This window comes from Streptomyces sp. NPDC059787 (assembly GCF_042732315.1).
In the GTDB taxonomy this organism is placed as follows: Bacteria; Actinomycetota; Actinomycetes; order Streptomycetales; family Streptomycetaceae; genus Streptomyces; species Streptomyces atrovirens.
The window spans coordinates 1-14633 of record NZ_JBHWHX010000069.1 but is presented as its reverse complement, the minus strand read 5'-3'; the positions used below and the strand labels follow the sequence as shown (position 1 = coordinate 14633).

The 14633-nt window shown below is 71.7% G+C and carries 14 protein-coding genes; 2 read left to right on the top strand and 12 right to left on the bottom strand.

Annotated elements, in window-relative coordinates; translation table 11 throughout:
• Positions 1–310: 310 nt before the first annotated feature.
• The 12 genes from pstB to ACFV5H_RS35320 form a co-directional block, all read right to left on the bottom strand.
• Entirely contained in the window at positions 311–1087 is a 777-nt protein-coding gene (pstB, locus tag ACFV5H_RS35375) for a phosphate ABC transporter ATP-binding protein PstB (RefSeq protein WP_030864109.1), read from the bottom strand.
• A gap of 54 nt (positions 1088–1141) precedes the next feature.
• Positions 1142–2197 carry a phosphate ABC transporter permease PstA gene (gene pstA, locus ACFV5H_RS35370; protein ID WP_385057393.1) on the bottom strand — a complete coding sequence of 352 codons (1056 nt, stop codon included), beginning with the start codon at positions 2195–2197 and terminating at the stop codon, positions 1142–1144.
• On the bottom strand, positions 2194–3192 hold the full coding sequence (gene pstC, locus ACFV5H_RS35365; protein ID WP_385057395.1) for a phosphate ABC transporter permease subunit PstC: 999 nt from the start codon (positions 3190–3192) through the stop codon (positions 2194–2196). The genes pstA and pstC overlap by 4 nt, the downstream gene beginning before the upstream one ends.
• 104 nt (positions 3193–3296) lie before the next feature.
• Positions 3297–4421, bottom strand: coding sequence for a phosphate ABC transporter substrate-binding protein PstS (gene pstS, locus ACFV5H_RS35360; protein ID WP_385050471.1), 1125 nt, complete (start codon positions 4419–4421; stop codon positions 3297–3299).
• A gap of 266 nt (positions 4422–4687) precedes the next feature.
• Positions 4688–5710 (bottom strand): hypothetical protein, encoded by a 1023-nt coding sequence (locus tag ACFV5H_RS35355; protein ID WP_385050472.1) that lies wholly within the window; start codon positions 5708–5710, stop codon positions 4688–4690.
• The gene (locus tag ACFV5H_RS35350; protein ID WP_385050474.1) at positions 5707–6123 is read right to left on the bottom strand and encodes a peptidase inhibitor family I36 protein; all 417 of its coding nucleotides are present in this window, start codon (positions 6121–6123) and stop codon (positions 5707–5709) included. The genes ACFV5H_RS35355 and ACFV5H_RS35350 overlap by 4 nt, the downstream gene beginning before the upstream one ends.
• Before the next feature lie 130 nt (positions 6124–6253).
• Positions 6254–6727, bottom strand: coding sequence for an NUDIX hydrolase (locus ACFV5H_RS35345; protein WP_385198864.1), 474 nt, complete (start codon positions 6725–6727; stop codon positions 6254–6256).
• 32 nt (positions 6728–6759) lie between these two features.
• Positions 6760–7971 carry a CHAD domain-containing protein gene (locus ACFV5H_RS35340; RefSeq protein ID WP_385050478.1) on the bottom strand — a complete coding sequence of 404 codons (1212 nt, stop codon included), beginning with the start codon at positions 7969–7971 and terminating at the stop codon, positions 6760–6762.
• Complete coding sequence (locus ACFV5H_RS35335; protein ID WP_385050480.1) at positions 7952–10186, bottom strand: RNA degradosome polyphosphate kinase; 2235 nt, start codon at positions 10184–10186, stop codon at positions 7952–7954. Before ACFV5H_RS35335 ends, ACFV5H_RS35340 begins: the two co-directional genes overlap by 20 nt.
• Positions 10187–10466: 280 nt before the next feature.
• Positions 10467–11444, bottom strand: a complete 978-nt coding sequence (locus ACFV5H_RS35330) for an ABC transporter permease (protein ID WP_385198863.1) — start codon at positions 11442–11444, stop codon at positions 10467–10469.
• The gene (locus ACFV5H_RS35325; RefSeq protein WP_385050484.1) at positions 11441–12322 is read right to left on the bottom strand and encodes an ABC transporter ATP-binding protein; all 882 of its coding nucleotides are present in this window, start codon (positions 12320–12322) and stop codon (positions 11441–11443) included. Before ACFV5H_RS35325 ends, ACFV5H_RS35330 begins: the two co-directional genes overlap by 4 nt.
• A complete protein-coding gene (locus tag ACFV5H_RS35320) occupies positions 12319–12744 on the bottom strand; it encodes a GntR family transcriptional regulator (protein ID WP_385198861.1) in 426 nt (141 codons plus the stop codon). The genes ACFV5H_RS35325 and ACFV5H_RS35320 overlap by 4 nt, the downstream gene beginning before the upstream one ends.
• Before the next feature lie 109 nt (positions 12745–12853).
• Between ACFV5H_RS35320 and ACFV5H_RS35315 the strand changes: the two genes are divergently transcribed.
• A complete protein-coding gene (locus ACFV5H_RS35315; RefSeq protein ID WP_385198860.1) occupies positions 12854–13396 on the top strand; it encodes an RNA polymerase sigma factor in 543 nt (180 codons plus the stop codon).
• Positions 13393–14244 carry a zf-HC2 domain-containing protein gene (locus tag ACFV5H_RS35310; RefSeq protein ID WP_385198858.1) on the top strand — a complete coding sequence of 284 codons (852 nt, stop codon included), beginning with the start codon at positions 13393–13395 and terminating at the stop codon, positions 14242–14244. The genes ACFV5H_RS35315 and ACFV5H_RS35310 overlap by 4 nt, the downstream gene beginning before the upstream one ends.
• Positions 14245–14633: the final 389 nt, after the last annotated feature.

The window sequence follows — 14633 nt, the reverse complement described above, 5'->3', positions numbered from 1 at the left end:
GGTGCTCGGTGTGGGTGCTGGGCGGGGGGTTGTTTCGCAGCCCGGCGTTTGCGGGGTGCCGCTGCGCCCACCCGTGCCGCCCCAGCGGCACGACTGCCCGCAGTCGGGCGGCAGTGGTGTCCGCAGTCGGGCGGCAGTGGTGTCCGTAGTCGGGCGGCAGTGGTGTCCGTAGTTGGGCGGCAGTGGTGTCCGTAGTCGGGCGGTTACGCAGGTACGCAGGTATGTGAAAGGGCCCGCCCCCGGTTTCGGGGGCGGGCCCTTTTTGCCTCGCGGTGGCACCGCCATGCAGCACCGCGAGGAGTTCCGCGGTCTAGCCGAAGCGGCCGGAGATGTAGTCCTCCGTGGCCTGGACCGACGGGTTGGAGAAGATGCGTTCCGTGTCGTCGATCTCGATCAGCTTGCCGGGCTGGCCGACGGCCGCCAGGTTGAAGAAGGCGGTGCGGTCGGAGACGCGGGCCGCCTGCTGCATGTTGTGCGTCACGATGACGATCGTGAACTGCTCCTTCAGCTCGCCGATCAGGTCCTCGATGGCGAGGGTGGAGATCGGGTCCAGGGCGGAGCAGGGCTCGTCCATGAGGAGGACCTTCGGTTCCACCGCGATCGCCCGCGCGATGCACAGGCGCTGCTGCTGACCGCCGGAGAGACCCGAGCCCGGCTTGTTCAGGCGGTCCTTGACCTCGTTCCAGAGGTTGGCGCCCTTGAGGGACTTCTCGACGATGTCGTCCAGCTGGGACTTCTTGTACTTTCCGTTCAGGCGCAGGCCCGCCGCCACGTTGTCGTACACCGACATCGTCGGGAACGGGTTCGGGCGCTGGAAGACCATGCCGACCTCGCGGCGCACGGACACCGGGTCGATGCCGGCGCCGTAGAGGTTCTCGTCGTCGAGCATGACCTTGCCGTCCACCCGGCCGCCGGGGGTGACCTCGTGCATACGGTTGAGCGTGCGCAGGAAGGTGGACTTGCCGCAGCCGGACGGGCCGATGAAGGCCGTCACGGAGCGGGGCTCGACGGTCATCGAGATGTCCTCGATGGCCAGGAAGGAGCCGTAGTAGGCGTTGAGGCCGCTGACATCAATGCGCTTGGCCATGCGAATCACTGCTTCTTTCGGGAAAGTCTTGCGATCGGTCGCTGTATGGCCGCGTCAGCGACCGGTCTTCGGGGCCTTCCAGCGGGCGATTCCGCGGGCCGCCAGGTTGAGGATCATCACGAAGGCGATCAGGGTGAGAGCCGCGGCCCAGGCGCGGTCGTACGCCGCTTCCGAGCCCGCGCTGTTCGCGTACTGCTGGTAGACGTACAGCGGCAGTGACGCCTGCGCCCCGTCGAAGGGGTTGTTGTTGATGAACGGGTTGCCGAACACCAGCAGCAGGACGGGCGCGGTCTCACCGGCGATACGGGCGACCGCCAGCATCACACCGGTGGTGATACCGCCGATCGCCGTCGGCAGGACCACCTTCAGGATGGTGCGCCACTTGGGCACGCCCAGTGCCAGGGACGCCTCACGCAGCTCGTTCGGGATGAGCTTGAGCATCTCCTCCGTGGAGCGGACCACGACCGGCATCATCAGGATCGCGAGGGAGAGGGCGCCCGCGAAGCCGGAGAAGCCCATGTCGAAGATCAGCAGGAGGCTGAGGATGAACAGACCGGCGACGATCGACGGGATGCCGGTCATCACGTCGACGAAGAAGGTGACGGCGCGGGCCAGGTGACCGCGGCCGTACTCGACCAGGTAGATCGCGGTGAGCACGCCGATCGGCGCGGCGATCAGGGTGGCGATGCCGACCTGCTCCGCGGTGCCGATGATGGCGTGGTAGATACCACCGCCGGCCTCGGTGTCGGCGACGACGCCCATGGAGTGGCTCAGGAAGTAGCCGTCGAGGACCTTCACACCGCGGGTGACGGTCGTCCACACCAGGGAGACCAGCGGCACCACGGCGAGCAGGAAGGCGACCCAGACCAGCGAGGTCGCGACGCGGTCCTTGGCCTGGCGCTTGCCCTCGACGCCGGCGGCGATGAAGTACGTACCGAGGACGAAGAGCAGCGCGGCGATCAGGCCCCACTGGACCTCGCTCTCGATGCCGGTGGCCAGGCCGAGGCCGATGGAGACGGCGAGCGAACCCGCGGCGATGGCCCAGGGGGACCACTTCGGCAGCCGGGCACCCTGGAGCGTGCTCGGGTGCTGGACGGTCGTGGTGCTCATGCGTTGGCCCCCGAGTACTCCTTGCGGCGGGCGATGATCATGCGGGCCGCGCCGTTGACCAGCAGGGTGATGACGAACAGGACGAGACCGGAGGCGATCAGCGCGTCACGGCCGAACTCGTTCGCCTCACCGAACTTGCTGGCGATGTTCTGGGCGAAGGTGCCGCCGCCCGGGTTGAGCAGGCTGCCGTGGATCAGGAAGTCCGGGGAGAGCACGGTGGCGACGGCCATCGTCTCGCCGAGCGCGCGGCCGAGGCCGAGCATCGAGGCGGAGATCACGCCGGAGCGGCCGAAGGGCAGCACCGACATCCGGATGACCTCCCAGCGCGTGGCGCCGAGGGCCAGGGCGGCCTCTTCGTTCGTCTGCGGGACCTGCCTGAACACCTCGCGGCTCACGTTGGTGATGATCGGCAGGATCATGATCGCGAGCAGGATGCCGACGGTGAGCATCGAGCGGGCCGGGCCTTCCTCCCACGAGAAGATCCCGGTCCAGCGGAAGTAGTCGTTCAGCCAGCCGAAGAGGCCGTTCATGTGCGGTACGAGGATCAGGGCGCCCCACAGGCCGTACACGATGGACGGTACGGCGGCGAGCAGGTCGATCACGTAGGCGATCGGACCGCTCAGCCTGCGCGGGGCGTAGTGGGTGAGGAACAGCGCGATGGCGACGGCGATCGGGACCGCGATGACCATGGCGATGATCGAGGAGATGATCGTGCCGTAGGCCAGGACCGCGATACCGAAGACCGGCTCGGTGCCGCTGGTGCTCCACTCGAAGGTCGTGAGGAAGTTGCCCTCGTTCTCGCTGATGGCGATGGCGGCACGCCAGGTGAGGAAGACCGCGATGGCGGCCATGATCACCAGCAGGAAGATGCCCGAGCCACGGGCGAGACCGAGGAAGACGCGGTCTCCGGGACGGGTGGCGGCGCGGACGGTGCGCTTGTGCTCGGCCACGGTCGGCTGTGGTGGGGAAGGAGGTGTCTTCGTGGTTATGTCCATCGGGTTCTCCGGTCTGCGGCGCCCCGCTGTGCGCGGGGCTCCTGGCGGCGGTGCACCGGACGGTGCGGCCCGGTCCCGCGGGGGGACCGGGCCGCACACTCAGGTCAGCTCAGGCCCTCGATGGTGCTGCGGACCTTGGTGATGATCTCGGCGGGCATGGGGGCGTAGTCGTTGTCGGCGAGGAGCTGCTGGCCGTCCTCGCTGGCGATGTAGTTCAGGAACGCCTTGACGGTCGGCAGGCTCTCCGCCTTGTTGCCCTTGTCGCAGACGATCTCGTAGGTGACCAGGGTGATCGGGTAGGCGCCCTCGGCCTTGGTGGCGTAGTTCAGCTCCAGGGCCAGGTCCTTGCCGGTGCCGACGATCTTGGCGTCCGCGATGGCCTTGGTGGCACCGTCGACCGAGGCCTGGACGGGCTCGGCGGCGCCCGTGTCGATGGCGACCACGGAGGAGCCCTTGGCGTAGGAGAGCTCCATGTAGCTGATCGCGCCGTTGGTCTGCTTGACCTGCTGGGCGACACCGGAGGAGCCGGACGCGGACTGGCCGCCGGGGGCCGTCCAGGCCTTGCCGCCCTCGTACTTCCAGTTCTCCGGGGTGGTCTTGATCAGGTACTTGGTGAAGTTGTCCGTGGTGCCGGAGTCCTCGGAGCGGTGGAACGCCTGGATCTTGAGGTCGGGCAGGTCGGCGTCGGGGTTCAGCTTCGCGATCGCCGGGTCGTTCCAGTTCTTGATCTTGTCGCTGAAGATCTTCGCCAGGGTCGGCGCGTCCAGGACGAGGTTGTCGACACCCTCGAGGTTGTACGCCACGGCGATCGGGCCGCCGACCATCGGCAGGTCGATGCCCTGGCCACCGGAGCAGATCTCCTTGGTGGCGGTGATCTCCTCGGGGTCCAGCGCGGAGTCGGAGCCGGCGAAGCCGACCGTGCCCTGGGTGAACGCGGTGATACCGGCGCCGGAGCCGCCACCCTTGTAGTTGATCTGGACGCCCTTGCACGCGGCGGCGAACTGCTTCACCCACGCGTCGATCGCGTTCTTCTGCGCGGACGAGCCGTCGGCGAGGAGCTGGCCACTGGCGTCGTCACACTTGATGTTGCCGGCCTGCGTGCTCGTGGTGGCGTCGCCGCTGCCGCTGTCACCGGTGTCGTCGGAGCCGCACGCCGTGAGGGCCAGGGCGCCGGAGACGGCGAGAGCACCGAGAGCGAGGGCCCGCCGGTTCTTGCGCTGAAGCTTCACTTGAGGGAGTTCCTTCCAGAAGCCGCCGTCCTGAATCCGGCGGCGTGCGAGGAGTGGCGTTGAAGACGATCAAGACTGGGTGATACTGACGCGTTGTCGGGCTGCGCCCCGTATCGGTAAGGCCGAAATTAGGCAGATCAGGTGAAGCTGCCGATGGGCGTACATGAACGGGGGGTGAACCCCTGCGGACGGTGCGGTGAGGTCACGGAACGCTTACGTCGAGGACACGGGGCGATCCCGTCCTGGAGGCCGGTGGCGTACGCGGCCTACTTCGCCGCGCCCTCCGTGCGGCCCAGGACCTCGAGCGCCCGCCGGACCATCGCGGCCTTGCGCTCCGTCTCCGCGGCGACGGCCTCCTTCCGCTTCTCCATCGCCGGGCGCTCGTAACGGGCCTCGGCGGCGGACCAGACGCGGATCAGGGAGGTCTTCTCCTTGCAGGCGATGTCGGCCAGGGCGACCGCCTTCTCGTGCGCGTCGGCGCTCGGTTCCTGGGCGGTCGGCAGATCGGTGCCGGCGTCCAGCGGGCTGTCGTACTCGTACCCCGCGGCGGCCATGCACGACGACCAGTCCTTGACGACCTCGCGGACCTGCGGATCCCGTTCCGCCTGCTGGAAGGCGGCGATGTAGATGTCCATGGCGACCGGATTGCGCTCGCTGCCGCCGTCGCCGACGATCGCGGTGCGCGCCTCCTCGTAGCAGCCGCCCTCGCGGACCGGCTGGTCGCGGTACTCACCGATGACCTCGGGTGTGCTCAGTGGCCGGGGGCCGTCGAGGCGCTCGACGTCCGTCCCGGTGATGCGGTCGGACGCGGTGCCGTAGAGCAGCAGGTTGTGGATCTTGCGGTCGTCGGCCGTCCTCGGCTGCTCGGAGGTGACGAGGTCGCTCTCCTTGCGGGTGTTGGCAGGAACCCGCGGGTCGACGTCCGGCGCCATGTGGTAGCCGTAGCGACGGGCCTGGTCCTCGGACATGACGCCGTAGGAGCGGTCCGGCATGGTCGCGTGCAGGCTACGGGTGAACTTGACGCGGTAGTCGAAACCGTAGCGGCGCATGCAGGCGGCGCGGGTGATGGACTCGGCGCGGCCGATCGCGGCCAGCTCGGAGGGCAGCAGCCGGGCCTGGTCGATGGGGCGCTGGACCGGCGGAGCGGCCAGCTCGACGCGGGTGGTGCGGGCCGGCTCGTCGGAGGCGCGCGGGGCGTCGGCTTCGTCGGACGAGGTACCGCAGGCCGTCAGGAGCAGGACGGCCGCGGCCGTGGGGACGAGTGCTCGCCCCCACGGCCGCAGACTCACGGGCATTCCCAGTGGTTGGAGGCGTTCTCGTTGTAGACGTTCGTGAAACGGGACACGGACGACCGGGCCGGGATGTAGTCGGCCGGGCCGCTCCAGCCGCTGTTGTAGTACACGCTCGCGGTGCAGTCGGTGTCGAGGTTGGTGGCGGAGGCCGCGTTGTTCTTCACGGCCTGGCCCTGGCCGGCGCCGCTGGAGCTGAAGACGTAGCCGGCGTGGTCCCGGGTCGGCACGTTGAAGTCGGCGTGCGAGCCGGACAGGCCGGAGTTGTAGTAGAGACACAGCTCGCCGAACAGGTTCGAGCTGACGCTGGTGGTGCAGACGCCGTTGTTCTGCGCGGCGGCCGGGGCGATGGCCGCGCCGGTGGCCACCGCTGCTGCGGCCACGACGAATGCAGCGCTCTTCTTGAAGTGCATCGTGCTGACAACTCCCGTGTCTTTTTAGTGAGTTGGGGTGACGTGCCAGTTGGTGCACACACATCTCAACACGCGCACGAGCCACGGCGACCTTGCCGAAGTGATCATTCCGGTGGTGTTCACCATTCCGCTACGTGTGTTCGAACGACCGCATCAGCTCGTCGACGAGGGCCTGGTCACGGGCCTCGGTGAGGTGTCGTCGGGCCTCGTCGGCGGAGAGCCAGAGGATGCGGTCGACCTCGTCGTTCGGGGCGAACGTGCCGGAGACGGCTTCGGCCGCCCAGTAGCGGACCCGCTTCGGGCGGCCTTTGGCCAGGTAGTGCGCGCTGGGGAGCTCGGCGGCCGGGGCGGCCGTGTGGCCCGTCTCCTCGGCGACCTCGCGCAGGGCGCCGGCCAGCGGGTCCTCGCCGGGCTTGAGCTTGCCCTTGGGCCAGGACCAGTCGTCGTACTTCGGCCGGTGCACGAGGCAGAGCTCGAGCTCGCCGGTCACGGGGGAGCGGCGCCACAGCACGCAGCCGGCGGCCTGGACGGTGAGGGTGCGGTGCGGTGCGTGCGAGTGCGAGTGCGAGTGCGAGTGCGCGTGCGCGGAGCGCGGGGTGCTCACCGGGTGCCTCCCTGTGACGTGCCGGCGGCTTCCTATAACGTGCCGACGGCTTCCTTCCGCCAGGCCCGCTGGAACGCGTACCGCGCCGCCTCCACCTCATGCCGCTGGTCGGCGTGGAGCACGCCCAGCGCGTACGCCGTGGCCGGGGCGATCCGCGGGGTGCGGGCCGCCTGCGCGGCGGCGGCCGCGGCCTCGGAGGCGTCGCGGTGCCGGTCCAGTGCCTCGCCGGCGGCGAGGAGGGCCGGATCCGGGCCGCCCTGGAGGACCTCCAGGGCGTAGCGGTGCAGGCGCAGGAGGAGCCGGACCTGGTGCCAGGGAGCGTCCTGCGGGTGCGGGGCGGGGTCCGGGGAGAGCCCGTGGATCAGCGCCTCGGCGTTGTACGGGCTGCCCGCGGTGAGCAGGGGCAGTGCGGCGACGGCGTCGGCGAGGCGCTCGCGCGCGGCGTCGGCGAGCGGGCGGAGGTCGGCGCCGGCTGCCGCCGCTGCCGGGGAGAGGGGGACCTCGCTGGCGAGTACGGCGACCTTGTCGGCGATCGCGTGGAAGCGGGAGGAGCCGAGGGCCTGGAGGGCGGTGGAGTGGGCTCTGGTGCGTGCCAGGGTCAGTTGGCGGTCCAGCAGGGCGCCGGCCTTGGCGGCACCTACGGTGAGGTTGCCTCGGTCGGGGGCGGGGACGACGGTGCCGTTGGCTGATTTGGAGAGGACGCCGGTTGCGCTCTTGCTGCTGTGACGACCGGGGTCGGTGTGGGTCGCTTCCGGTGTCAGGGGGGCGGGGGGCGGGGTTGCGCTGCTCGGCGCCGACGAGGTGCCTCCCCCGGAGGGGGTACCCCCAGCGCCCACCCGTGCCGCCCCAGCGGCACGACTGCCCGCAGGCTGCGGACGTGTGGTGTCCGCCGGCTGGGGAACGGGCAGAGCGCCCGAGAGGCGGTGGAGGGCGAGGAGGAGCTGGTCCAGGCGGGAGGCGTAGGCGTGTTCCAGGGCCAGGGTGCCGGAGACCCAGGCCAGTTCGGGGCGCATCGCCTCCGACCAGTCGGGGTCCAGGACCGGCTGGAAGGTGTGCAGGCTCGCGCTGACGCGGCGGGCCGCGCGGCGCAGCGCGCGGGCCGCCTCGACGGAACCCTCCGACGCCGCCGCGCCCGCACCGGTCTCCCGGTGGAGGCGCAGCGCGCGGAGGAACTCGGTCGCCTGGGCCCGCAGATAGCCGGCCAGGGCCGTGGGGTCCGTCGGGTCAGGGTGTCGCTGTGCCACGCCGGCGCCTCCGGGCGTCTATGAGCATCTCCTGGACGTTGCGCAGGGGCTGGCCGTCCGCGTCCGTCGCGTGCCGGGTCCACTCGCCGTCCGCGGCGAGGTGCCAGGACTGGGTGGTGTCCGACATGCCGGTCTCCAGCAGCCGGTTCAGAGCCGCCCGGTGCGCGGGGTCGGTGACCCGTACCAGCGCCTCTATGCGGCGGTCGAGGTTGCGGTGCATCATGTCCGCGCTGCCGAACCACACCTCGGGCTCGCCGCCGTTGCCGAAGGCGAAGACACGGGAGTGTTCGAGGAAGCGGCCGAGGACGGACCGTACCCGCACGTTCTCCGACAGGCCCGCCACGCCCGGCCGGATCGCACAGATGCCGCGCACCCAGATGTCCACCGGGACGCCGGCCTGCGACGCCCGGTAGCAGGCGTCGATGACGGCCTCGTCGACCATCGAGTTGACCTTGATGCGGACGTAGGCGGGCCGCCCGGCGCGGTGGTGCTGGGCCTCCTTGTCGATGCGGGAGACCAGGCCGTCCCGCAGGGACTTGGGGGCGACGAGGAGGCGCCGGTAGGTCTCGCGGCGGGAGTAGCCGGAGAGCCGGTTGAACAGGTCGGAGAGGTCCGCGCCGACCTGCGGGTCCGCGGTGAGCAGTCCGAGGTCCTCGTAGAGGCGGGCCGTCTTCGGGTGGTAGTTGCCGGTGCCGACGTGGCTGTAACGCCGTAGCGTCTCGCCCTCCTGACGGACCACCAGGGACAGCTTGCAGTGGGTCTTCAGACCGACCAGGCCGTACACGACGTGGCAGCCGGCCTCCTCCAGCTTGCGTGCCCACTTGATGTTCGCGTGCTCGTCGAAACGCGCCTTGATCTCGACCAGGACCAGCACCTGCTTGCCGGCCTCGGCGGCGTCGATCAGCGCGTCGACTATGGGGGAGTCGCCCGAAGTGCGGTACAGCGTCTGCTTGATGGCCAGCACGTCGGGGTCCTCGGCCGCCTGCTGCAGGAACGCCTGCACGGAGGTGGAGAACGAGTCGTACGGGTGGTGCAGCAGCACGTCCCGGCTGCGCAGGGCGGCGAAGACGTCGGGCTGGGACGCCGACTCGACCTCCGCCAGGTCGCGGTGCGTGCCGGCGATGAACTTCGGGTACTTCAGCTCGGGCCGGTCCAGGCCGTGGATGCGGAAGAGACCGGTGAGGTCCAGCGGGCCCGGCAGCGGGTACACCTCCGCCTCGCCGACCTTCAGCTCGCGCACCAGCAGGTCCAGCACCTCGCGGTCGATGGACTCCTCGACCTCCAGGCGCACCGGCGGCCCGAAGCGGCGCCGCATGAGCTCCTTCTCCAGTGCCTGGAGCAGGTTCTCCGCGTCGTCCTCCTCGACCTCGAGGTCCTCGTTGCGGGTGAGCCGGAAGGCGTGGTGCTGCAGCACCTCCATGCCCGGGAACAGCTCCTCCAGGTGCGCGGCGATGACGTCCTCGATGGGGACGTACCGGCCGGGGGAGCTCTCCAGGAAGCGGGACAGCAGCGGCGGCACCTTGACCCGCGCGAAGTGCCTGTGCCCGGTGACCGGGTTGCGTACGACCACGGCCAGGTTCAGCGACAGGCCCGAGATGTACGGGAAGGGGTGCGCGGGGTCGACCGCGAGCGGGGTGAGGACCGGGAAGATCTGGTGCCGGAAGAGGGTGAACAGGCGGGCCTGCTCCTTCTCCGCCAGCTCGTTCCAGCGGACCAGGTGGATGCCCTCCTCCGCGAGCGCGGGGGCGACGTCCTCGTGGTAGCAGGCGGCGTGCCGGGCCATCAGCTCGCGGGAGCGGGCCCAGATCATCTCCAGCACCTCGCGCGGCTGGAGACCGGAGGCGGAGCGGGTGGCGACGCCGGTGGCGATACGGCGCTTCAGTCCGGCCACGCGGACCATGAAGAACTCGTCCAGGTTGCTGGCGAAGATCGCGAGGAAGTTGGCGCGCTCCAGCAGCGGGGTGTCGGGATCCTCGGCGAGTTCGAGGACGCGTTCGTTGAACGCGAGCCAGCTTCGTTCCCGGTCGAGGAAACGGCCCTGCGGGAGCGGGGTGGTGCCGTCGGCCGGCGATTCCTCGTAACCGTCGAGGTCCGCGTCGATGTCGGGGTCCAGATCGGAGACCGATCCGGCCACGGTGTGCGGGCGGTGGGCGGCGATGGAGCCCACGGAGGGCTGCGGGTGCTGTACCTGTGCCTGGGTGCTGGGCTGGCTCATGACCCCATTGTTCCGCGCCACCGGCGTCACGGGCGCGTCGGAGAACGCGGGTGGGAGCGGTGGTGGCCCTGAGGCGTTCCCGTTCCCCCCGTTCACCCTTCGGGGCGGTGAAGCCTCTGGCACGGCGGGATTCATTGGCCGAGCGTCGCAAGCCTGTCTGAATCAACGGTTAAGGAGACATGACGTCCGGGATATCGGGCGGCGGCCCACGGGGGACGCGGGACCCGGCGCGGGGAGCCGTACGTCCCTCCCCGCCGGGAGGGACGTACGGGCGCGGGCGTCAGGCCGTGCGGCGGCGCAGCAGCCGGAAGGCCGCGTAGGCCAGGAGCACGGCGACGGCGAGCAGGACGCCGGAGGCGACCAGGTGGAGCGGCCAGTAGTGGGCGCCGGGGTGGAAGTCGCGGTAGAAGCTGACGGCGTCGAGGTCCGCCAGTGCCGCCTCGCACTCGGGCATCATGCTGCTGTAGCAGGGAGCGGCCAGCCGGTCGCCGTCGGCGGTCAGGACGCCCTGGCCGATCCAGAGGCCCTCCCCGGCCGGGCCGTCCCGCAGGCTGGTGACCCTGGTGACCGCGGGCCACAGATGCGGCAGGGCGGCGTGGACGGCCGCCCACAGCGCCCCGAGCACGACGGCGGCCGCGGCGAGCGCGGCCAGGGCGCGGCGCAGCAGCAGCCCCGCGAGGACGCCCACGGCCAGTCCGGCCAGGGCCAGGGCCACCGGGACGGTGCCGTCGGCGTAGAACGTGGGGTAGTGGTCCCACGACAGGGCGGTGTCGATGCGGCCGTCGGCCGCCGTCCAGGCCAGACGGTGCAGGCAGACCAGCAGCCCGGTCGCGGCGGCGGTCAGCACGGCCGGGAAGGCGAGCCGGGAGGCCAGCCAGCGGGCCGGGGAGACACTCTGGGTCCAGGCGAGGCGGGCCGTGCCGGACTCCATCTCGCGGCCGGTCAGCGAGCCGCCGGCCCAGGCGGCGACCAGGAACGGCACGGCGAGCACGGCGAAGGTCGTGTAGGTGTAGACGTCCTCGTAGAGCGTGATCGAGTTCTGGTCGTAGCCGCATCTCCCGGTGAGGCCGCAGGTGTTGTACTGCTTCCAGGCCGCCGCCGAGGCGTCGGTGAGCGGGCCGCCGAGCCACAGCAGGGCCGCGCCGAGCAGCAGCGTGATCGCCGCACCGGTGAGGAGGGCCGGGCGGTGCAGCCGGTACAGCCAGCGCAGCTGCCGGGGCGCGTGGGCGGGACGGTCGGTGGTGGCCGGGGCGGTCATGCGGCGGCCTCCATGGGGTCGGCCGGGGTGGGGGCCTCGGGGTTGCGCAGGTAGGACAGGACGAGCTCCTCCAGGGAGGGCGTGCCGGTGCGCCAGTCGCCGGGCAGCGGGCCGGACGGGCGGATCAGCGCGCTGACCTGGCGGCCGGTGGCGCGGGACTCCACGACGTCGTGCGGGGCCAGGCCGGTCGCCGCCGGGGCGGAGACGCGGGCGTGGGCGGCCAGCAGGTCGTCGATCCCACCGGCCAGGCGGACCCGGCCGCCGCCGATCAGCAGCAGGTGGTCGCAGGAGTCCTCCAGCTCGGCGACGACGTGCGAGGACATCACGATCGTCGTGCCGTGCGCGGCGGCCTGACCCATCAGTACGCCCATCAGCTCGTGGCGGGCCAGCGGGTCGAGGTCGGCCATCGGCTCGTCCAGGAGCAGCAGTTCGGGGCGCTTGGCGAGGGCGAGCGCGAGAGCGACGCGGGTGCGCTGTCCGCCGGAGAGGGAGCGGATGCGCTTGTCCGGGTCCAGGTCGCCGCCGGCCACGATCCGCCGCGCGGTGTCCGCGTCCCAGCGGCCGGGGTTCAGATCGGCGCCCATGCGCAGCGTCTCGCCGACCGTGAGCTGCGGGTACAGCGGCTTGTCCTGGTCGACGAAGCCCACCCGGGGGCGGGCCGTCGACGGGTCGGTGCCGAGGACGGTGATCGTGCCGTCGGTGGGGGCGAGCAGCCCGGCGGCGATCGCGAGCAGTGTGGACTTGCCCGCGCCGTTGGGGCCGACGACGGCGCAGACGCGGCCGGCGGGCAGCCGGAAGGAACAGTCGCGCAGCGCCCGTGCGGCGCGTCGGCCGAAGCGCTTGCCGAGCGCGTCCGCCTCGATGGCCGGGACGGTCATGAAGGGTCTCCCTGAGAGGTCTTCGGAGATGCGGGGTCCGGCGTTCGTACCGGGTAGTGGGTTTCGAGTACGGCGGTGAAGAGCGCGGCCACGTCCTCTCGCTCCAGGCCGGCCGCACGGGCCCGCGCCGCCCAGTCCTCCAGCTCCGCGCGGAGCGGGGAGTCGGCGGGAGCGGCGCCCAGGGAGCGCCGTACGAAGGTGCCGAGGCCGCGCCGGGCCTCCACCAGGCCCTCGCGTTCCAGCTCGCGGTAGGCCTTCAGCACGGTGTTGGGGTTGACGGCGGTGGCCTCGACGACCTCGCGGGCCGTGGGCAGCTTGTCGCCGGGTGCCAGCAGGCCGAGGCGCAGGGCCTGTTTGGTCTGCTGCACGATCTGGACGTAGGTGGCCACGCCGCTGTGCCGGTCGATGCGGTAGTCGATCACTCGACAACCACCCTTTCACTAATTGAGTAGTGAAAGGGTGGTGCAAGGTGGCGGGAAAGTCAATCGCGCTCCCGTGAACCGGTCGGCGGGGGTCGTCCGATGAGGGGATGTGAGCGAAACGAGAAGCGACGGGGAGCTGTTGCGCGCCGTCGCGGCGGACGGGGACCGGCGCGCCTTCGAGGAGCTGTACCGGCGGTACGCGCCGTGGCTGACCGCCCGGATGCGCGGCAGGTGCGCCGACACGGGGATCGTCGACGACGTCGTACAGGAGACGTTCCTGGCGGTGTGGCGGGGGAGCGCACGGTACCGGGAGGACGGGGACGCGGCCGGCTGGCTGTGGCGGATCGCCTCGCGCCGGCTGGTCGACGCCCTGCGCGGCGCCGGTGCGCGGGGCCGGCTGCGGCAGACGCTGGCGCGGCTGCGGCACCGGGACGAGGCGTCGGCGGAGGACCGCGTGCTCGCGGGGGTGGAGCACGGGGACCTCGCCGGTGCGCTGGTCCGGCTGTCGCCGGAACTGCGCGCGGTGCTCCAGGCGACGGTCGTCGACGGGCTGACCACCCGTGAGGCCGCCGTCCTGCTCGGCATCCCGCCGGGCACGGTCAAGACGCGGGCGATGCGGGCCCGCAGGCAACTCCGGGAGGCGCTGGCATGACGTACGGAACGACGGGCTGGCACGTGTCCGAGGAGGACCTGCGGGCCTACGCGCGGGGCGGCCTCCCCGCGCCCCTGCTGTGGTCGGCCGACACCCACCTCACCACCTGCGCGCACTGCCGGGCCGTCCTCGCCGGGGTGAGCGACCCCGTCGCCCTCGACGCCGGATGGGAACGGCTCGACGCCGAACTGGACGTGCCCCGGCCCGGATTCCTGGAGTCGCTGCTGCTGCGGCTCGGCATCGCCGACCACACCGCGCGGCTGCTCGTCGCCACCCCGGCGCTGCGCCGCTCCTGGCTGGGCGCGGTCACCGCCGTCCTCCTGCTCACGGCGGCCGTCACCGCCGGTCACGGCACCGGCGGCTCACCCACCCTCTTCCTCGCCCTCGCACCGCTGCTGCCGCTCGCCGGGGTCGCGCTGTCGTACGGGCCCGCGCTGGACCCGACGTACGAGATGGCGGTCGTCGCCCCGACGCACGGCTTCCGGCTGCTGATGATCCGCACGGTGGCGGTGCTCGGCGCCGGGCTCGGCCTCAACGGGCTGGCCACGCTCGCCCTGCCCGGGTACGGGCTGCGCGCCCTGGCCTGGCTGCTGCCCGCCCTCGCGCTCACCGCGACCGGACTCGCGCTGACCGCCCGGCTCGGTCCGGTACTCGCCCCGTCCCTCGTCGGCGGCGGCTGGATCGCGCTGCTGCTCACGGCGGACGCCGCCCGGGCCGGCGGGGACGGCCCGCTCGCCCCGTTCACCGCGGCCGGGCAGGGCGTGTCGGCGGCGGTCACCGCACTCGCCGCCGCCCTGCTCGTCCTGCTCCGGGACCGCTTCGACCTCAGCAGCCGAAGTACGTCCTGACGGCCGCCCGGCTCTCCGCCGTGAGGGGGCGGGCTGATCATCACGGCACCTTCTCCGCCGGGGGCTCGGCTTGATCGTCCCGGCTTTCTCCACCGAGGGTCCGGACCGATCGCCCAGGCTCTCTCCGCCGGGGGTCCGGACCGATCGCCCAGGCTCTCTCCGCCGGGGAGGCCGGGCTGACGGCCTCGGCTCCCCGCCGGGAAACCCGGCCGTCCGCCCCGGTGCCTGGCCGGTCGGGGATCCCGGGCCGTCCGCCCCGGTGCTCGGCCGGCCGGGGACGCCTGGCCGTCAGCCAGGACACCTGGCCGGCTGGAGGTTCCTGGCCGTCCGCCCCGGTGCCTGGCCGGTCGGGGATCCCCGGCCGACCACCCCGGCACCCTGTCGGCCAC